General features: G+C 72.7%; 16 protein-coding genes and 1 pseudogene. 9 read left to right on the top strand and 8 right to left on the bottom strand.

Translation table 11 applies throughout. The features are described from left to right. Window position 1: 1 nt before the first annotated feature. Complete coding sequence (locus ACLQ2R_RS28570) at window positions 2-967, bottom strand: TetR/AcrR family transcriptional regulator (RefSeq protein WP_425963880.1); 966 nt, start codon at window positions 965-967, stop codon at window positions 2-4. A gap of 87 nt (window positions 968-1,054) precedes the next feature. Between ACLQ2R_RS28570 and ACLQ2R_RS28565 the strand changes: the two genes are divergently transcribed. Together ACLQ2R_RS28565 and ACLQ2R_RS28560 are read left to right on the top strand one after the other, a co-directional pair. Then, window positions 1,055-2,893 carry a right-handed parallel beta-helix repeat-containing protein gene (locus tag ACLQ2R_RS28565; RefSeq protein ID WP_425963878.1) on the top strand — a complete coding sequence of 613 codons (1,839 nt, stop codon included), beginning with the start codon at window positions 1,055-1,057 and terminating at the stop codon, window positions 2,891-2,893. 137 nt (window positions 2,894-3,030) lie between these two features. Beyond that, a pseudogene (locus ACLQ2R_RS28560) lies at window positions 3,031-3,279 on the top strand (transposase); the annotation flags it as partial. 56 nt (window positions 3,280-3,335) lie between these two features. On the opposite strand, the gene ACLQ2R_RS28555 reads toward ACLQ2R_RS28560, so the two are convergent. Beyond that, entirely contained in the window at window positions 3,336-4,121 is a 786-nt protein-coding gene (locus ACLQ2R_RS28555; protein ID WP_425963876.1) for a TetR/AcrR family transcriptional regulator, read from the bottom strand. Window positions 4,122-4,190: 69 nt separating this feature from the next. Between ACLQ2R_RS28555 and ACLQ2R_RS28550 the strand changes: the two genes are divergently transcribed. Then, the gene (locus tag ACLQ2R_RS28550; protein ID WP_425963874.1) at window positions 4,191-4,637 is read left to right on the top strand and encodes a VOC family protein; all 447 of its coding nucleotides are present in this window, start codon (window positions 4,191-4,193) and stop codon (window positions 4,635-4,637) included. Continuing rightward, the gene (locus tag ACLQ2R_RS28545) at window positions 4,634-5,662 is read left to right on the top strand and encodes an aldo/keto reductase (protein WP_425963872.1); all 1,029 of its coding nucleotides are present in this window, start codon (window positions 4,634-4,636) and stop codon (window positions 5,660-5,662) included. Before ACLQ2R_RS28550 ends, ACLQ2R_RS28545 begins: the two co-directional genes overlap by 4 nt. 36 nt (window positions 5,663-5,698) lie before the next feature. Here the strand turns inward: ACLQ2R_RS28545 and ACLQ2R_RS28540 are convergent, their stop codons facing one another. Beyond that, window positions 5,699-6,577: a helix-turn-helix transcriptional regulator gene (locus ACLQ2R_RS28540; RefSeq protein ID WP_425963870.1), complete on the bottom strand. Its 879-nt coding sequence runs from the start codon at window positions 6,575-6,577 to the stop codon at window positions 5,699-5,701. A gap of 166 nt (window positions 6,578-6,743) precedes the next feature. Here ACLQ2R_RS28540 and ACLQ2R_RS28535 point away from each other — a divergent pair, with 166 nt between their 5' ends. Next, window positions 6,744-7,814, top strand: a complete 1,071-nt coding sequence (locus ACLQ2R_RS28535; RefSeq protein ID WP_425963868.1) for an aldo/keto reductase — start codon at window positions 6,744-6,746, stop codon at window positions 7,812-7,814. Window positions 7,815-8,229: 415 nt separating this feature from the next. On the opposite strand, the gene ACLQ2R_RS28530 is transcribed toward ACLQ2R_RS28535, so the two are convergent. Further along, complete coding sequence (locus ACLQ2R_RS28530; protein ID WP_425963866.1) at window positions 8,230-8,880, bottom strand: DUF6758 family protein; 651 nt, start codon at window positions 8,878-8,880, stop codon at window positions 8,230-8,232. Between the two features lie 73 nt (window positions 8,881-8,953). Here ACLQ2R_RS28530 and ACLQ2R_RS28525 point away from each other — a divergent pair, with 73 nt between their 5' ends. Next, window positions 8,954-9,352, top strand: a complete 399-nt coding sequence (locus ACLQ2R_RS28525) for an NUDIX hydrolase (protein WP_425963864.1) — start codon at window positions 8,954-8,956, stop codon at window positions 9,350-9,352. Here ACLQ2R_RS28525 and ACLQ2R_RS28520 read toward each other — a convergent pair. Then, a complete protein-coding gene (locus ACLQ2R_RS28520) occupies window positions 9,336-11,858 on the bottom strand; it encodes a hypothetical protein (protein WP_425963862.1) in 2,523 nt (840 codons plus the stop codon). The two genes, ACLQ2R_RS28525 and ACLQ2R_RS28520, sit on opposite strands and share 17 nt — an antisense overlap. 1,498 nt (window positions 11,859-13,356) lie before the next feature. Between ACLQ2R_RS28520 and ACLQ2R_RS28515 the strand changes: the two genes are divergently transcribed. Continuing rightward, window positions 13,357-14,013 carry a hypothetical protein gene (locus ACLQ2R_RS28515; protein ID WP_425963860.1) on the top strand — a complete coding sequence of 219 codons (657 nt, stop codon included), beginning with the start codon at window positions 13,357-13,359 and terminating at the stop codon, window positions 14,011-14,013. After that, complete coding sequence (locus tag ACLQ2R_RS28510) at window positions 14,013-14,573, top strand: DUF6529 family protein (protein ID WP_425963858.1); 561 nt, start codon at window positions 14,013-14,015, stop codon at window positions 14,571-14,573. Before ACLQ2R_RS28515 ends, ACLQ2R_RS28510 begins: the two co-directional genes overlap by 1 nt. Here the strand turns inward: ACLQ2R_RS28510 and ACLQ2R_RS28505 are convergent. Next, window positions 14,563-15,504 carry an HpcH/HpaI aldolase/citrate lyase family protein gene (locus ACLQ2R_RS28505; protein WP_386243914.1) on the bottom strand — a complete coding sequence of 314 codons (942 nt, stop codon included), beginning with the start codon at window positions 15,502-15,504 and terminating at the stop codon, window positions 14,563-14,565. The two genes, ACLQ2R_RS28510 and ACLQ2R_RS28505, sit on opposite strands and share 11 nt — an antisense overlap. Window positions 15,505-15,697: 193 nt before the next feature. Here ACLQ2R_RS28505 and ACLQ2R_RS28500 point away from each other — a divergent pair, with 193 nt between their 5' ends. Then, window positions 15,698-16,273, top strand: a complete 576-nt coding sequence (locus tag ACLQ2R_RS28500) for a biotin transporter BioY (protein ID WP_425963856.1) — start codon at window positions 15,698-15,700, stop codon at window positions 16,271-16,273. 96 nt (window positions 16,274-16,369) lie between these two features. Here ACLQ2R_RS28500 and ACLQ2R_RS28495 read toward each other — a convergent pair whose 3' ends face one another. Both ACLQ2R_RS28495 and tnpA read right to left on the bottom strand, forming a co-directional pair. Further along, window positions 16,370-17,560 (bottom strand): RNA-guided endonuclease InsQ/TnpB family protein, encoded by a 1,191-nt coding sequence (locus ACLQ2R_RS28495; RefSeq protein WP_425963854.1) that lies wholly within the window; start codon window positions 17,558-17,560, stop codon window positions 16,370-16,372. Continuing rightward, window positions 17,538-17,978 carry an IS200/IS605 family transposase gene (gene tnpA, locus ACLQ2R_RS28490; RefSeq protein WP_425963852.1) on the bottom strand — a complete coding sequence of 147 codons (441 nt, stop codon included), beginning with the start codon at window positions 17,976-17,978 and terminating at the stop codon, window positions 17,538-17,540. Before tnpA ends, ACLQ2R_RS28495 begins: the two co-directional genes overlap by 23 nt. Window positions 17,979-18,105 lie beyond the last annotated feature (127 nt).

Genomic DNA, 18,105 nt, shown 5'->3' with positions numbered 1-18,105 from the left:
TTTACTGCCTGATCCCGCCCTGCGGTCCGGACCGGCGCCGGCGATAGGCGCGCTGCTGGCAGCCTCGCGAGCAGTACGCGCGCGGGCGTCCCGTCCCGACCCGCTCCACGGCCGTACCGCACACCACACACGAGGGTGTTTCATCACGTCTTTCATCACGTTGACGGACCAGCATCTCGATGCCGTCCAGCACCCGCCGCAGGCCGAACTCGAACGGGTCCTCGGGCTCGTCGTAACCGCCCGCCTCCCACACGGCGGTCAGCGTCGGATAGCGGGACAGCTCCTCGAACAGGGACCGCCTGGCCCCCCACCAGTCCTGTTCGGAGACCTCCGTCCGCCGCTCCATCTCGGCGACCTCCGCCTCCCTGACGGCCTCGCCCTCCACGAAACGGCCGACGAGGCCCACCACGGCGACCATCTCGGCGGGCCCGAGGCCGGTCCCGGCCACGGTGGCGAGCGCGCGCTCGAAGCCGGCGACGGAGTTCGGGCCGGGGACGTACCGGGTGCCGCGCACCCCGGCCAACCAGGGATGACGGCGGTACAGCGCCCGGTAGCCCCGCGCCCACGCCTCCATCCCCTCGCGCCACCCGCCTGGACCGCCCTGAACCCCCGTCGGCCCGCCCCCGGCCCCGACCTCGGGCTCGGGCTCGGGCTCGGCCCTGGCCTCGGCCTCGGTCCCGGAGCCGGTCCCGGAGCCGGTCCCGGAGCCGGTCTCGCCCAGCACCGCGTCGCACATCAGGTCGACGAGCTGCGCCTTGCCCGGGACGTGCCGGTAGAGCGACATGCCGGTGAAGCCGAGCCGCTCGCCGACCCTCCGCATGGACAGCGCCCCGATCCCCTCGGCGTCGGCGATCTCGACGGCGGCGCGCACGATCGCGCCGATGCTCAGCCCCTGCCTCGCCGTGGCGTCCCACGGCTCCCGCCACAGCAGTTCGACGGTCCGGTCCGGATCCTCCTGGGCGGCCACCGTGCCCCCTCCCTCTTCCTTGACGCTCGACTCCTTTATCTGTTTATAGTGTGTAAATTTGTTTACAGCATAAACAGGGAGCCCTTCTTGCACGAACTCTACGTGTCCCCCTCCGGCGACGACGCCGGGCCCGGCACCTCACAGCGTCCGCTGGCGACCCTCACCCGCGCCCGCGACCTGATCCGCGATCTGGTCCGCGACCCGGCCCGCGATCCGATCCGCGACCCGGACGGCGGCCCCGCCCGCGATCCGGCGCGGATCCCCGCCCGGGCTCCGGAGCGTGACGCGCCGGTCGTCGTGCACCTGCTCCCCGGCACCCACCGGCTCACCGAGACCTTCGAGCTCACCGAGGCCGACTCCGGCGTGACCTACCGGGGCGGGGACGGCGGCGAGACCGTCGTCAGCGGCGGCAGGCCGATCACCGGCTGGGACCTGCGGGACGGCGTCTGGCTGGCCGAGGTCGGCGACCTGGAGACCCGCGGGCTGCGCGTCGGCGGCCGCGAGGCCGGCCGGGCGGCGATCGACGGCCTCCCCGGGACCGCCGTCAGGACCGCCACCGGGTACGTCACCGACAGCGCGGAGCCGAGGAACTGGGGCAACCCCGCCGACGTGGAGTTCGTCCTGCGCGGCGTCTACCCGTGGACCGAGGCCCGCCTCGGCGTCGCCGCCGTCGAGGCCGACGGGGAGGCGACCGTCGTCACCATGACGCAGCCCGCCTTCGGCTGGGCCGTCGAGCTCTACAACTCGGTGGTGCCCTGGGAGGGCGGGGGCGAGTCCTACGGACCGGGCCTGCCGACCCGGGTGGAGAACGGCACGGGGTTCCTGACCGAGCCGGGCACCTTCGTCCTGGACACCTCCCGGCCCGGACGGCACGTACTGCGCTACCGGCCCCGACCCGGCGAGGACCCCGGGCGGACCGAGGCCGTCGCGTCCGCCCTGGAGACCCTGGTGAGGGTCACGGGCGCGCACGACGTCACCTTCGAGGGCGTCACCTTCGCCGACGCCACCTGGCTGCGGCCGAACCGCCCCGAGGGCTTCCTGCACTACCACGGCACCGGCTACTACGACGGGGGGCCGATCGAGAAGGTGTCGTTCGGCGAGGGAGCGTGGGTGACGGTCCCGGCCGAATCCCTGACGATCCCCGCCAACGTCGTGTTCGAGGACGCCGTACGAGTCACGGTCGAGGGGTGCCGCTTCACCCGGCTGGGTGCCACCGCGCTGCGGTTCTCCGGTGGCACGGACGTCCTGGTCAGGGGCAGCGTGTTCGAGGACGTCCGCGGCGGCGGGCTCACGGTCACCGGGAGCCGGAGGGTACGGATCGAGAACAACCTGGTCCACGACATCGGCCTGGAGTACTCCGGCTCGCCCGGTCTCGCGGTGGCCGGGGGCGAGGAGTGCACGATCGCCCACAACCAGGTGAACGACGTCCCGCACTGCGGCATCGTGGTCGGCCCCGGCCGGAGCACCCGCGTCCTGCGCAACCTCGTCTTCAACACGCTGAAGGTGCTGGCCGACGGCGGCGGGATCTACCTGTCCGGCCCGCAGGGCGGCTCCCACGACGACGGCGCGGTGATCCGCGGCAACGTCGTGCGGGACACGCTCACGCCGTACAACTTCGCCCTCTACACCGACTACGGCGCCGCCTGGGTCACCGTCGAGGGCAACGTCGTCCAGCGCGCCGACAACACCGCCGTCCTGCGCGTCTCGCCGCCGCTGGAGAACGTCGTCCTGCGCGGCAACCTCTGGGACGCCGCCCCGGTGGGCTGGGACGATCCCCCGCCGGGGGTGACCGTGGAGGGCGACGTGGTGGCCGCCGACGAGGCCGACTTCGCCTCCCGCGCGGCAGGCGTCGTCGCCCTGGCGGGCCTGGAGGCCGGTCACGCCCACCTGAGGGACGGCCTCCCGAAGGACGGGCGGAGGACCTGACGGCCTGTCAGGGACGGTGACCGGTCCCGCCGTGCGGGAAGCCACCGGTCTCCCGCACCGTCCGGGGGGACCGGCACGGACCCCCCGGACGTCCGGAACCGGCGGCGAGTCCTTCAGGGCCTGTTCCGAAGTCCGGTGTGCCGCGGTCGCTGCGCAAAGAGATCTCCCGTGGAGGGTTCGACGACCAAGAAGAACCCGCACACCGGAGACTCGTGACCACCCCAGCGGTGACGCGGCGGTTCGACCTGACCGATGAGCGGTGGGCGGTCCTGCGACCGCCGCTGCCCGCGGCCGAGAAGCCGGGACGACCGTCGCGGTGGACCACACGGCGGCTGATCGACGGGATCCGGTGGCGGGTCCGGGCCGGGGCGCCGTGGCGGGACGCGCCCGAGCGCCATGGCTTCCGGCAGGCGGTGCACTCCCTGTCTCGCCGGTGGAGCGCTCAGGTGCCCGGCGGCGGATCGTGTACGGCCTGCAGGCCGCCGCCCAAATCGCCGCCGTCAGCGACTGGCTCACCCGCCTTTGGAACAACCTGGTCCCGGTCGGGCCGTGACCGAGGGTCGCCCGCACCGTCCCGTACGGGATCCCGGCCGGGGGCGGGATCGCCGTAGAGGATCGACGTCCAGGCGTTGGTGAGGGTGTCGACGAGGACCTCCTCGTCGTCGAACGGAGGCACCCCGGCCGCCGCGAGGTAGTACAGCCGCTCGCCCATCCAGGTCAGCGAGGCGGCCACGGTGCGCACGTCCAGGGAGCCGAGCCGCCGGAGGGCGTGCGGGTCGGAGTGGATGCGCGCCACGGCGGCGTCGGTGAACAGGTTCATCTGCTCCAGCCAGAGGGCCCGCAGGTCCTCGTCCGACGCCCAGTTCTCCACGATCGCCATGAGCACGCCGGCGTTGTCGCGCCACAGCCGGGCGCCGTCGCTCACGCCCGCCCGAAGCGCGGTGACCGGGTCCTGCCGCCCGTCGGTCCAGGGACGCGCCGCCTGCCGCCCCTGCGCGACGGCCTCGCGCACCAGCTCGCCGAGCACGGCCTGCCTGCTCGGGAAGTAGAAGTAGAAACTCGCCCGGGAGACCTCGGCGGCGGTGAGGACGTCGGCCACGCTCAGGGCGTCGAAGCGGCGCTGCCGCAGCAGCTCGCGCGTCGCGGACAGGATCCGTGCCCGTAGCTCGGCGGGCGCCGGTGCCGGGCCGGATCTCCGGGAGGCGCGCGCGGTCGGCTTGGAGGACATGCCCCCATCGTAACGGATGCAAACAGACCGTCTGGACATATTGTCCATACACACTGTATGGTCATGTTCATGACTCAGACAGCGATCCACCTGGTCGTCACCGATCCGGACCAGGCCGCCACCTGGTACGCCGACGCCCTGGGCGCACGGGAGACGAACCGCATCACGCTCCCCGGCGGCCGCACGCTGACCGTGGAACTGCTGCTCGGGGACACCGTCCTGGCGGTGGCAGGTGAGATGCCCGCCCGGGGGATGCGGTCACCGGCCGGCCTCGGGGGCACCTCGGCCGCCCTGCACGTGCGGGTCCCCGACGCCGACGCGGCCTGGGCACGGGCCCTGCGGGCGGGGGCCACGGTCTTCGAGGAGATGCACGACGCGTTCTGGGGGGAGCGCACCGGCCAGTTCCTGGACCCGTTCGGGCACCGGTGGGCCCTGGACCAGCACGTACGCGACGTGCCGCGCGACGAGGTCGAGGCGCGAGCCGCGGAGCTGTTCGCCGGATCGGCGACGCCATGAGGTACCGCACGCTGGGCACGAGCGGACTGCGGGTCTCCGAGCTGGTCCTGGGCGCGATGACCTTCGGCGAGCAGGGCGGGGTCGGCGCGCCGCTCCCGGAGTGCCGGCGGATGCTGGACGTGTACGCCGAGGCCGGTGGCAACATGATCGACACCGCCGTCAACTACCGCGACGGAGCCAGCGAGGAGATCCTCGGCGAGTTGCTGCGGGGCCGGCGCGACTCGTTCGTGCTCGGCACGAAGTACACCGTGTCCCGCGACCGCGCCGACCCCAACGCCGCCGGGAACCACCGCAAGAACCTACGGGCCTCACTGGAGACCAGCCTGCGCCGCCTGCGCACGGACCACCTGGACCTGTACTGGGTGCACATGTGGGACCGCGACACACCGATCGAGGAGACCATGCGCGCGCTGGACGACGCGGTCCGGGCCGGCAAGGTGCTGTACGTGGGGATCTCCGACGCCCCCGCCTGGGTCGTGGCCCGCGCCAACACACTCGCGCAGTGGCACGACTGGAGCCCCTTCATCGGGCTGCAGGTCCCCTACAACCTTCTCCAGCGGGACATCGAACGCGAGCTGCTGCCGATGGCCGAGTCCCTCGGGCTGGGCGTCACCGCCTGGAGCCCGCTGGGCGGCGGGGTACTGTCCGGCAAGTACACCCGCCCGGACACACCCGCCTCCGGCGGCCGGCTGGACGCCGCGTCGCTCTCGGCCCGCGACCACGCCGTCGCCCGGGTCGTGCAGGAGGTCGCCGACGACCTCGGCGCCACACCCTCACAGGTGGCGATCGCCTGGACGACGACCCGCTCCCGCGCGGTCCACCCCATCGTCGGGGCACGCCACGTCGACCAGCTCCGCGACAACCTCGCCGCCGTCGACCTCGTCCTCCCGCCCGAGAGCGTCACCCGCCTGGAAGAGGCCGCGGACTTCACGCTCGGCTTTCCCGGGGACTTCATCGCCCAGACCTCCCCGTGGGTCTTCGGGGCCGCGCGCGTCGACCCGCACCCCGCCACGCCGGCGCGATAGCGGCGGGCCGGGCCGGGTGCCCGGCCGGCGCGCGTGTCACCGCGGGGACGGCTCGCCCGGGGCGCCGGAGCGTACGAAGGTGGCGGTGCCGTCGGCGATGGCATCCAGGACGGTCTGCGAGGCGGGGTCGGCGGCGCGGTAGATGACGAGCCGCCGATCCGGGTCCCCCAGTGGGTTCAGCACCTCGTAGTCGACGGAGAGCGGGCCGGCGACGGGGTGCAGCAGGCGCTTGCGGCCCCGGCCGTTCACCTTGACGTCGTGCCTGGCCCACAGCCGCGCGAACTCCTCGCTCCCCGACGTCAGCTCGGCGACCAGCGCCTCCAGGTACGCGTCGTCGGGACGCGCCGCCCACGCCGCGCGCAGGTCGGCGACGCACTCGCGGATGACCGGCTCACGGTCCCGCCAGAAGTCGCGGTACTCCGGGCGGAGGATGCACAGCCGGAGCGTGTTGTGCTGATCGGCCGGCAGGCGGTCGAGGTTCAGCATCAGCCCGTGCATCTCGTGGTTGGCGGCGAGGATGTCGAACCGGTGGTCGACCAGCATGCACGGCAGCGGCGACAGGTCGTGGACCAGCCGGGCGAGCGGGCTCGGCGCCCGGCCGGGCGCGGGCGGCCGGCTCACCGGCCGCTGCCGGGCGAGGTCGAACAGGTAGGCCCGCTCGTCGTCGCTCAGCCGCAGCGCCCGCGCGAGGGCGTCGAGCACCTCGGCCGAGGGGCGCAGCCCCCGCCCCTGCTCCAGGCGTACCACGTAGTCGACGCTGACCCCGGCCAGCTCGGCCACCTCCTCCCGGCGCAGGCCGGGGGTGCGGCGCGGGCGGCCATGGGGCGCGCGCGCGAGGTCTTCGGGGGTCAGGCGCTCACGGCGGGTCCGCAGGAACACCGCCAGCTCGTGGGTCAGGTCCAATCCGCCGCTCACCCCCTCGATCGTAGCCGCGGTCCGCCTGGGACGGTCAGTCCCAGGACAGGCCTTCGCTGGTCCCCCTCCCGCGGCCGCCGCACGATGAGACGGGCGGCTCGCTCCCGGCGGCGGTGCGAGCCCCGGGCGAGACCGTCATGCCGCATCACCGTGCTTGGAGACCATTGTGACTGGATCTGTCTCACTTGATCGCTATCGCCTGCTGGGCCGCTCCGGCCTGCGGGTCTCGCCGCTGGCGCTCGGGGCCATGACCTTCGGGGCGGACTGGGGATGGGGCGCCGACAAGGACGAGTCGCGCCGGATCTTCGACGCGTACGTGGACCGGGGCGGCAACTTCGTCGACACCGCCAACCAGTACACCAACGGAACGTCCGAGGAGCTGCTCGGCGAGTTCATGCACGGCCGTCGTGAGCGCGTGGTGGCCGCCACGAAGTACACGGTCGCCACGCGCCCCGGCGACCCGAACTCCGGCGGCAACCACCGCAAGAGCATGGTCGCCTCGGTCGAGACGAGCCTGCGACGGCTGGACACCGACTACATCGACCTTCTCTACCTGCACGCCTGGGACTTCACGACCCCGGTCGAGGAGATCCTGCGGGCCATGGACGACCTTGTCCGCGCCGGCAAGGTGCTCTACCTGGGCATCTCCGACACCCCCGCGTGGCAGGTCTCCCGGATGGGGGCGATCGCGGACCTGCGCGGCTGGTCGCCGCTGGTCGCCCTGCAGATCGAGTACAGCCTGGTCGAGCGGACGGTGGAGCGCGACCTCGTCCCGATGGCGCGGGAGATGGGGCTCGGGGTGGTCCCCTGGTCACCGCTGGCGAGCGGTGTGCTGACGGGCAAGTACACCCGCGCCGACCTGGACCACGGCGTCTCCGCCGAACCCGAGGGGACGCGCAAGAACGTCGCCGCGGCCAACGGCTCGCTGACCGAGCGCGCGCTGGACATCGCCGACGTGGTGAAGGAGGTCGCGGCGGGCAAGGGCACCACCCCGGCGCGGGTCGCGCTCGCCTGGACGCTGCTGAACCCGGCGGTCACCTCGCCCATCGTCGGGGCGAGGACCCTCGCGCAGCTGGAGGACAACCTGGCCGCCCTGGAGGTGACCTTCACCGAGGACGAGCTGGGCGCCCTCGACCGGGTGAGCGCCGTCGAGCTCGGTTTCCCGCACGACTTCCTGAAGCTTCCGATGACGCGCCACGTGATGTCCGGCGGCGCCGAAATCGAGCCCGGGCGGTGACCCGCCGGGCGTCCGCCGGACGCCCGGCCCGTACAGGCCCGGTCCCGCTGGGCGTCCGGTCCGGTCCCGCTCGCCGGAATGGGTGAAACACGCCCCGGGTGAGTGTTCGATCCAAGGAGACGGGAATCGCCCGATCCATCCGATAGCCCGCACGCCTGACCTGTGCGCTTTGGATGGACTCCGAAACGGAAGTCTTCGGGGAACAGGCCACCGAGGGCCGGGCTCGTCCAGGAAAATCCTGTCTCATCCCAAGACGCGGCGCCCTGTCAGAACCGGCGACAGCAGTTTCCGGCCCTGCCCACAGGCCAGGTGCGGTGTGGTCGACAGGTTCTTCTTGGTCGTTGAACCCTCCACCGGAGATCTCTTTGTGTAGCGATCGCGACACGTCGCTCCATACCGAACTTCGAAACAGGCCCTAACCGTTCGGGGGAAAGAGCGCCGCCAGGCGCGGGGAGAACGCCCCGAACGGGAGGTCGAGGGTCTGGTCGCGGTCGCGCAGGTCGCGCAGCGCCAGCTCGGCCAGGGTGATCAGGTAGCCCGCCTCGACCGGCCACACGATCGCCCAGAGCCAGTTCCCCAGCGCCTCGCCCGCGTAGACGGCCCGGTCGGGGGCGGCGGAGACGCACCACATGGCGGCGGGGTGTCCCTTGACGTCGATCTTGGCGTGCGGCGGGCCCTTGTCGAACCCGGTCCCGGGATCGGTACCCTCCAGCCCGGCGAGCGCCGCGCCGAGCCCCACGCCCGGCTCCTCGGCGACGAGCAGCAGGTCGGCGGGCCCGTGGGTCAGCGAGGGGCCGGAAAGCGCGACCACGGCCGCCCGCGCGCCGTAGCGCTCGTCGCCCACGTCGGCGAACCCCGTCACCAGCCAGCCCGTGGGCAGCGGCCAGGGAACCCAGACGGGGACCTGGGAGACGCGGGTGACGGCCTCGACCGAGGCCGTGGAGGGGGGTCTGGGCGGATGGAGCGGGAGGACGTCACCGTGCGGACCGCAGCTCCAGGAACTCGACCAGGCGCCCGGCGGGCGGAGCGGACCGAAACACCGTGGGCATACAGGGGCGGCTTTCACGCCTACCAACGGTGCTTCTTCCGGGGTCCGCCGTCAAGGGGCTTGCTCGTTATCACACTGTAATCTTCTTCATGTGCGCGTAAATTGTGTCGGGGCGATCGTCGTCGACGGTTCCGGGCGGATGCTCCTGGTCCGTCGTGGCCGTCCCCCGGGTGAGGGTCTGTGGTCGATTCCCGGCGGCCGGGTCGAGCCCGGGGAGTCCGACCCCGAGGCGGTGACCAGGGAGGTGCTGGAGGAGACCGGGCTGAGCGTCGTACCGGGGCCTCTCGCCGGGACCGTCGACCGTCCCGGGCCCGGCGGGGCCGTCTACGAGATCCGCGACTACCTGGCCGAGGTCACCGGCGGCGCGCTCGCCGCCGGTGACGACGCCGCCGACGCCCGGTGGTTCACCCCGGCCGAACTCGCCTCGCTCCCCCTCGTCCCCGGCCTGATGGACGCACTGACCGGCTGGGGCGTCATCGCGCCGAGGTGAGCGTGGAGCGCCACAGGACGAGGTGGTCGGCGCTGTAGGTGGTGGAACGGCCCAGGGCCAGCACCCGGTCCCCGGACACCGCCACCGCGCCGAGCCATTGGGCGCCGTCGCCGTCGAGGCCGTCGGGGCCGCCCCGGCCCGGGGTGTGCCGCTGCCAGGTCAGCCCGTCCTCGGAGATCCAGGCGACGCTGTCGCCGGAGCCGGGGACGCCCTGCCAGCCGACGGCGATCACGCCGTCGGGCGTCGCGGCGAGGTCGTGGACCGCGGACGCCCGGTCGGCGGGGAGCCAGGAGAACTCCCAGCTCATGCCGTTGTCGGTGGAGACGGCGCCGAAGGCCCGGACGCCGTCGTCGGTCCTGGCGGTGCCCCCGACGACGACGTACCCGCCGAACAGCACCACGTGCCGCAGGCCCGCCGAGCTCGCTCCCGGCGGCAGGACCGGTTTGCGCGCGTTCCAGGTGACCCCGTCGGCCGAGACCCAGACCACGCCGGTCTCGCGCTCGGCCGTCCCGGTGCCGCCGACGGCCACGTACCCGGACGAGGTCGCGGAGACGTCGTGGAGCCGCACCCCCGTGCCGCCCGCGGGAAGCTTGGCCGCCCTGGTGTAGCGCTTGAGGTCGGGTGAGAACCACAGGACGGGCACGGTCGCGGACGGGCCGCGGTCCTCGCCCGCCATGACGTAGCCGGACGCCCCCGCCGCCACCGCGTGCGGGGCGAGGAAGTCGTGGTCGCCCGCGGGCGCCAGCGGCTCCAGCACCGGGACCCTGCGCCAGCTCTCCCCGTCCGGCGAGGTGAGCAGCAGCGGCTCGGTGGAGGAGGCGTCGGTCATGGTGCTGCCCACGGCCAGCCATCCCCGCTCGCCGTACGCGACGTCGGCGAGCGCCTGGCGCCGCGGCCCGCCCAGCAGCCGCGCCGGTCCGCCCGACGCCCAGTTCCCGCGGACGGCCCCGATGCTCCAGATCCCGGCGTCGCCGGAGACCGACCCCACCGCGACGAACCTGCCGTCCCCGGCGGCGACCCTGGCCGTCTCCCGGGCGGCCCTGGTCAGGCCCGCGATCCCGTCGAGGGTGACCGGTCGCGGCTCGCCGCCCTTGGGCGCGGTGATGAGGACCACCCGGTTGTCCACGTCGGCGGCGCGCTCGTCGCCTCCGACGACGAGCGTGCCCGCGTCGGACAGGGCCAGGGCCCGCAGCGAGCCCGGCACCTCGCCCAGGTCGGTGGTTTTCCGCCAGTCGCGGCCGTCGGCGCTGGTGTGGACGGTGTAGCGCTCGAAGCCCGACTCGACCACCGCCGCCACCCCGGCCGAGGAGGAGGCCAGGCGCTTGACGCCCGAGCCGTCGGGGCCCAGGCCGGTGATGGCGCCGCAGGACTTCCACTCGGCGCCGTCCGGCGAGCAGTGGACGCGCACCTCGCCCTTGTCGTCGCGCTGCTGGGTGGGGACGAGCACGAACCCGTCCCCGGCCACGGCCAGCGCGCCCGGCTCGGGAACGACGCCGTCGAGCGCGGCACCGGTCCGCTGCCACGTCCGGCCCCCGTCGGTCGAGCGCAGGACGACCGAGGTGGACTGTCCCTGGGCGGGGTCGGCCAGGGCGACGACGGCGTCCCCTCTGGCGACCACCGCCTTGATGCCCCGCACCTTGTCCGGCATGCCGATCTCCCGGGTCTCCACCCGGTCCCAGGCGCGCCCGTCCGGGGAGACCCAGGCGACGGCCCCGGTGCCGCCGTCCTCCAGCACCGCCGCGCCGACCGCGACGAAACCGAAGCGGGTCCTGGCCAGGTCCATGATCTTGTCGCCGCGCGAGAAGGCGCCGTCCAGGGTCGCCTGGTCGACGGCGGTCCACTCCTCGCCGTCGGAGCCGGTCCACAGGCCGTGGCCGGAGCCGAGGGGGTCGTTGCCCGCCGCCACCCAGCGTCCGTCGCCGCCCGCCACGCGGCCCACCGTGGTCGGCCCGGTCTCCTGCCCCGCCGGGCCGGTCACCTTGCCGAGCTTCCAGGTCGCGCCGGAGTCGGAGGAGACCAGGAACAGCGGGCGGGGAACGGGGCTGGTGGTGTCGCTGCCGACCGCGACGATGACGGAGCCCACCGCGCTCACCGCGTTGAGCACCTGGTTGGAGCCGTTGCCGCCGACACCGGCCTGCGGCACGAAGTCGTCGTCGCCCAGGCCCACCTCGTCGCCGACGAGCTGGAGGCCGGTGGCGAACGGGCTGCTCACCCAGCCCCAGTAGACCAGGCCGCCGCCGACGGCCACGGCCAGGACCATGACCATCAGGAACGGGAGCACCACGCCCCGGCCGCGCCTGCGCCTGGTCGGGCTGGAGCGCCTGACCGCCGAGGGCGCGGCGGCAGGGCGGTGGTGCCGCCCGCCGTTGGGGCCGCGCCTGCCCGGCGGGCCCTGCGCGACGAGGCGGTCGGGCCTCGCGGGCCTGCCTCCCGGCGGGCTGCCCACCCTGCGTACCGGCTCGAAGTCGTCCTCGAACGGCTCCTCGGGCCACTGCGGCTCGGGCACGGACGCGTCGGCCCGCTCAGGGACGACCGGCGGTTGCCCGGCGGGCGGCTCGGGCGCGGGTCCGGGAACGGGCGTGAAGGGCCGCTCCCGATCGGCGGCGGGTTGTTCCGGCCCGGGTTCCGGGACGGGTGCGACGGGCCGTTCCCGGTCCGAGGAGGGTCGTTCCGGCCCGGGTTCCGGGACGGGTGCGACGGGCCGTTCCCGGTCCGAGGAAGGTCGTTCCGGCCCGGGTTCCGGGACGGGGGCGACAGGCCGCTCCCGATCGGCGGCGCGTTCCGGCGTGGGTTCGGGGGTGGCCGGAATGCTCGGCCCCGTCCTGATCCCCTCCCACGCGGGGGAGGACGGCGGTTCCTGGGGCGGGGTCCCGGGGCGTGTCCCGCCGTCCCGTTCGCGGGACGGGCCGGAGGCGACCAGGAGATCGGGTCTTCCCGCCCTTCTCCTGCCTCTGCGCTCGGGCGGGGGGCCCGAGGCGACCAGCAGGTCGGGACGGTCCACCAGACGAGGGCGTCCGCCCTCGGGTACGGCGTGGCGGCCGGCTCCGCCCGTCCGGGCGTCCGGGCCGGGGGCCCCGTCCGGTCCGGACGGACCGGCCGGACCGACTGGCTCGGACGAACCGGACGGCTCGATCGGCTCGGCCGTGGGAGTGCCCTGGCCGGGGGCGCCGGAGGCCGGGGAAGGGGGCGGGGACGGGGGGGCGGGGGGCCGCTCGTCGGAGGAGGGCGGCCCGGCGGGGCCGGGGGTGGGGGCGTAGGGCCTGCTGTACGGACGGCGGCGCTCGCCGCCCAGCCCCTCGGGGCGGGCCCGGGGCGGCTCGTCGTCGTCCGGGGTCGGCGCCGAGAAGGGCGGAAGCATCCACGGGGAGGCCAGCGGCACCCCGCGCGGATCCTCGCCGGAGGGGCCCGGCGGAGAGTGCTGGATAGTGGGCGGGGACCCGTGCGGGTCCGCACCCGTGACACGGACGCCGTCGCCGCGGGCACCGCCGTCATGGGCACCGCCGCCGTGAGCGCCGTCGCCGTGCACGCCGCCGTCGCCCGGCGGCCACTCTCGCGAGCGCGGGTCGTGGGAGCCCGAGGCCACGCTCAGCACCTCCTCGCAGGAAGCCCGTTTCGGCCCGGGGCCACCACCCCGGATCGTTCCAGTCATCTCCGTGCCGGTAGGCCGCAACCCCTATGGATGCGGCAAATCGCACGCGACCCTACTCCTACCCCGTTCCCTGTAAACGATCACCTCTCCCGGCCCGTCGTCCGGGGCGGGCCACCCACAGTCCAGAGCAACACGTCCGGGCCGCGATGACGAGACCTCTCTAGTCAGATTTATCGAGCGGCTGTCGCTATTGCGGGCTTTTGTCCGCATATTTTTGCGATCACCCGCCGCGCGAGAGGCGCCGTACCCCCGGGCCACCTTTCATTTCATGGCGTCCTGTGCGGATTAGTTCACAGACTCCACCGGCGACCGCCTGTAGACCTGACTCAGAAACCCACCACCCCAGGGAGCAGACATGAAACGGCTGGGGCCCGTATACACATTGATCGCCGGGGCGGTGACGGCCGTCGTCCTCGGCACCGTCAGCGCCACCACCTCACCCACCACGCAGAACGTCGACGCGCAGGCCGAGACGGCCGAGGCCCCCTCGAAGGCCACACCCACCCCCGCCCCCGCGGCCGTCAAGACCGCCAAGCCCACCCCCGTCAAGGCCGACTACGCCGGGCGGGTCACCGGCAACGGCGGACTGATCGCCGTCTCCATCCGCAACGGCAAGGCCGTCGCGTACTTCTGCGACGGCAGGATCGAGGCCTGGCTCAAGGGCAAGGCCGCCGACGGCAAGATCACGCTGTCCGGCCGGAACGACGCCTCGGTCACCGCGAAGCTCGGCGGCGGCAAGGCCGCCGGGACCCTGGCGTTCAACGGCAGGAAGTGGACCTTCGACGCCCCGGTCGTGAAGAAGCCCTCCGGCCTCTACCGGGCCACCGCGATCGTCCGCGGCGCGAACGTCCGCGCCGGATGGATCTACCTGGACGACGGCACCAGGGTCGGCCTGACCGTGGTGAACGACGAGGTCGCCGACGTGGCGATCCCCGAGCCCGGCCGGAACGCCGTCGTCGACGGCGTCGAGGTCGACCCCCAGGACGTCGACGAGTTCATCGAGGGCTTCTGATGAGTGACACACAGATCACACCCGTACCGGAGCGCCAGAACCTCACCCCGCTCCTCGCACCGCTCGTCGTGGGCGGCCTGGTCGCGGTCGGGCTGGGCGTCTACGGACGCCTGCACGCGCCCACCGGGTACGCGATCGGCGTGGCGGGCTTCTCCGGGGCGCTGGCCATGAAGGCCTGGCTCACCACCGGCGCGTTCCTGCTGGCGCTGGTCCAGCTCTTCTCCGCCCTGGTCATGTGGGGCCGGATCAAACTGGACGTGCCCTGGATCGGCACCCTGCACCGCTGGTCGGGACGGCTGGCGTTCCTGCTGACGATCCCGGTCGCGGTGCACTGCCTGTACGCGCTGGGCGGCCAGTTCGACGTGCCGCGCGTGATGATCCACTCGCTGCTCGGCTGCTTCTTCTACGGTGTCTTCACCGCGAAGATGCTCTCCCTGCCCAAGCGGGGGCTGCCCGGCTGGACCCTCCCGATGCTGGGCGGGCTGACCTTCGTCGCCCTGACCGGGCTCTGGCTGACCTCCTCGTTCTGGTTCTTCACCGCCATCGGGGTCAAGCTGTAGGCGGTGTGAAGGCGCTCGTCCGCTCCAGACCGGCGGCCCTGCCCTTCGCCGCGACCACCAGCGCCATCTTCCGGGACGCCTCGTCGATCATCTCGTCGCCGAGCATGACCGCGCCGCGCATCTCGACCGTCGTGTGGTACTCGTACGCGTCGAGGATCAGCTCGGCGTGGTCGTAGTCCTGCTGCGACGGCGAGAACACCTCGTTCGCCGCCTCGATCTGGGACGGGTGGAGCACCCACTTGCCGTCGAAGCCCAGCGCGGCGGCCCGGCCGGCCACCCGGCGGTACCCGTCCAGATCCTTGATCGCCAGGTAGGGGCCGTCGATGGCCTGGAGGTCGTGCATGCGGGCGGCCATCAGGATGCGCATCAGGACGTAGTGGTAGGCGTCGCCCTCGGTGTAGCCGGGCGGCTGCTCGCCGACCACCAGGGTCCGCATGTTGATCGAGGCCATGAAGTCCGCCGGGCCGAAGACCAGCGTCTCCAGGCGCGGGGAGGCGCCGCCGATGGCGTCCACGTTGACCAGGCCCCTGGCGTTCTCGATCTGGGCCTCGATGCCGATCCTCCCGACCGGGAGGCCGTTGGCCTTCTCGATCTGGGTGAGCAGGGTGTCCAGCCACATCACCTGGGCGGCGTCCTCCACCTTGGGCAGCATCAGGCAGTCGAGGAACTCCCCCGCGCCCTCCACGACCTCGATGACGTCGCGGTAGGTCCACCGGGTGCCCAGATCGTTGACCCGGACCACCCTCGTCCTGCCCGACCAGTCGCCCTCCCGCAGGGCCGCCACGATGTTCTTGCGCGCCCCCTCCTTGGCCGACGGCGCGACCGAGTCCTCCAGGTCGAGGAAGACCTCGTCGGAGGCGAGCCCCTGGGCCTTCTCCAGGAAGCGGGGGTTACTACCGGGGACCGCGAGACACGACCGTCGAGAACGCATGGGGAGAGCTTATGGTGAGGAGGCCCCGAAGGGCCTGGTGAGGTTCCCTGGGAGATGGGCGCCCGGGAGGCCGTTGCGGGGACTATGGCGTCCGTACAAAGACCCCGCCCTGTTGTTGGCGGGGATCTCGTAGGACCCTTACCGGAGATGTCGGGAGAATGGCATCAAGAATCGGCTAAGGGAGACACGTACGATGGCAAACGCTTCTTCGATGGCCAGGCCCGCCGTCCTGTCCGATCTGATCCCGGGCGCCCGCGTCCGTGACGTCGCGCTGGTGGCGGGGGGCGCCGCCCTGACGGGCCTGGCCGCGCAGCTGAGCTTCCCGCTGCCCTTCTCGCCCGTTCCGGTCAGCGGCCAGACCTTCGCGGTCGTGCTCGTCGGCGCCGCCCTGGGCATGAACCGCGCCGCGCTGAGCATGATGCTCTACCTGCTGGCCGGCGTCGCGGGCGTGCCGTGGTTCGCCGACGGCTCCTCCGGCTTCGGCGGGGCGTCCTTCGGGTACGTGATCGGCTTCATCGCCGCCGCGGCCCTGGTCGGCCGGCTCGCCGAGCGCGGCGGGGACCGCACCGTGGCGCGTACCGTCGGCACGATGGTCCTGGGCAACCTGGTCGTCTACGCCTTCGGCCTTCCAGTGCTGATCGCGGTCACCCAGATGGACCTCGTCACCGGTCTCGCGGAGGGCGTGCTGCCCTTCCTCATCGGCGACGCCCTCAAGATCGCGGTCGCGGCCGGGCTGCTCCCCGCGGCCTGGAGGCTCGCCCGACGCTGACCTCACGGCGCGTACGGCCTGTGCCATTGTCCCGGACGGCGCAGGCCGTACATTCGTCTCGTGACTCCTCCACCCCCTGAAGGGGGTGGCTTCTCGTTAGGCCGCTTGCGCGACGTCGCGAAGGGCAAGCCCTGCCCGCAGAATGTTGATCGCCGCGTTCACGTCGGCATGCGCGCTGTGAGCGCACGCCACGCACCGGAACTCGGCTTGGGTGAGGCGGTTGTCCTTCGCTACGTGCCCGCAGGCGGCGCACGTGCGGGAGATGTTGCGGGGGTTCACCGCGATCAGCTCTCGACCGGCGCTTTCAGCCTTATACGACAGGATCGTCAGGAACACCCCCCAACCCGCGTCCAGAATTGAACGGTTGAGGCCGGATTTTTGCGCGACGTTCGTGCCGGGCGTCTCCACCGTGCCGGACGCCGAACGGGTCATGGTGGCGATCCGCAGGTCCTCGCAGGCGATGACATCGTAGTTGCGCACCAGGTGCCGCGCGGCCTGGTGGGCGCCGTGGAGGCGCTGACGGCGCACCTTGCCGTGCAGGGCCGCGACCCGCGCCACGGCTTTACGGCGCCGCGCAGAGCCCCGCTTCTTACGCGCCAGGTCCCGCTGAGCGACGACAAGCTGGCCGGCGGACGCGGCAAGGTGACGCGGGTTGTCCAGGTGTTCGCCGTCGCTGGTGGTGACGAACGACGCCACGCCCAGGTCGATGCCGACGGCCGCGCCGGTGGTGGGAAGAGGTTCGGCGGGAACGTCGTCACACGACAGCACCACGTACCAGCGCGAGCCTTCCCGCTTGACGCCGATCGTTTTGATCGTGCCGCGAACGGCGCGGTGGTGGTGGACACGGACGTGCCCGATGCCCTGAAGGCGCACGAACGTGGCCGAGGGGTGTTCGGGTTGGGAGGCCCACCGGCAGCCGTCGCCGTCCTTGGGCCATTCGACCGTGTCGAACCACCCCTTGCCCTTGAAGCGGGGAAAACCCGGCGTGCGTCCGGCCTTGACGCGGGCGAAGAACGCCTTGAACGCCTTGTCCAGGCGGCGCAGTGTGGCCTGCTGGGAGGAGAACGACCACCGGCCCTGGCCGTCTGCGTCGTCAGCGCGGATGTGCTTGAGGTCGCCCGACTGGACGCCGTAGGTGATGCTCACGCCCGCCATGCGGTAGGCGGTGCGGCGGTGCTCAAGCGCGGCGTTGTACAGGGCACGGTGGTCGTCCAAGCACGCCGTCAGCGCGATGACCTGATGAGCGGTGGGGCGCAGCAGGAACTTAAACGACCTGCGCACGAGCACCCCCACTCCGGCCCCTGGGGACGCGCTCGTATTGCGTCTCGAGGTAGCGCTGTACGGTATCGGCGGACACCGCGCCGGTCGTGGCCACGAAGTATGACCGCGACCACAAGGTGGGCAGTCGGGAGCGCAGGTGCGCGAACTCGGCGCGCAGGTGGTGGGAGGTGAAGCCCTTGAATTGGTTGGCCACGTACGACGGAGAGTTCTTCGGGTGCGGCTTGACGAACAGGTGCTCGTGGTCGGGCATCACCCCAAGCACCCCGATCTCCCAGCCGTGCTCGTCGGCCTTGGCGCGGATCGACTCCTCCAAGCGGTTCTTGACCCGCCCGTCGAGAACCGGGCGGCGGTATTTCGGGCACCACACCACGTGGCATCCGAGGTCGTACGCCGCGCCGCGGGAGGTGCGCGCCTGACGAGTCATACGATCGTTATAACAGCACCGTCCATTTAATACGCGACGATCGGAGATCCCCTATGCGCGGACCTGACCGGCCAGGGCACGCTCGGGCCTTGACGGCCCTCCCGCTCCCGATTCCCCCGTCGCCTGA

This window comes from Streptosporangium sp. DT93 (genome assembly GCF_049844535.1).
GTDB lineage: Bacteria > Actinomycetota > Actinomycetes > Streptosporangiales > Streptosporangiaceae > Streptosporangium.
The sequence above is the reverse complement of the archived record's forward strand: the minus strand, read 5'-3'. Positions and strand labels throughout refer to the sequence as shown.